Here is a 441-nt window from a genome sequence, read left to right on the forward strand (position 1 = left end):
TGCTGTCATTTCAGCAGTTGCTTCTTTAGAGTAATTTGCAACGTCGTTTGCACTAGCCTTAGGGTTTGCCTTAATGTAGGCAGCTACCTTGGCTTGAATAGCATCACGCATTTGCTTTTGTTGTGCAGCGGCTGCTGCTTTGTTTTGACTAGCAGCCTTTTGCTTTGCTGTCACTTGTTTTGCTTGTTTTGCACTCAAGACGACCCAAGTATTCTTAGGCACTGTAACAGTCGTTGTTTGCTTAACAAGTGAATGACCTTCACCACCAAAGTCTAACAACCACTTAAAGAAATCATTCTGCCACTCGCGGCGTGTTGTCACAGTCTTAATGGTTGCCTTGTCAACATCAGCTATCTTATAGGTTGCAGTTTTATGAACTGCTTCAACCATCTTCTTCTTATTTGGCACAAAGTGTGGCTTTGCTTTACCATCTTCACGATC

Annotated in this window: 1 protein-coding gene; it reads right to left on the reverse strand. The window is 42.9% G+C overall.

The annotated features are described in order from the left end of the window. Positions 1-441 (reverse strand): DUF4811 domain-containing protein (locus CP370_RS09330; RefSeq protein ID WP_143467892.1); only part of this gene is annotated, 441 nt, incomplete at both ends.

The organism is Lactobacillus sp. UMNPBX19, from assembly GCF_002553805.1.
GTDB lineage: Bacteria > Bacillota > Bacilli > Lactobacillales > Lactobacillaceae > Lactobacillus.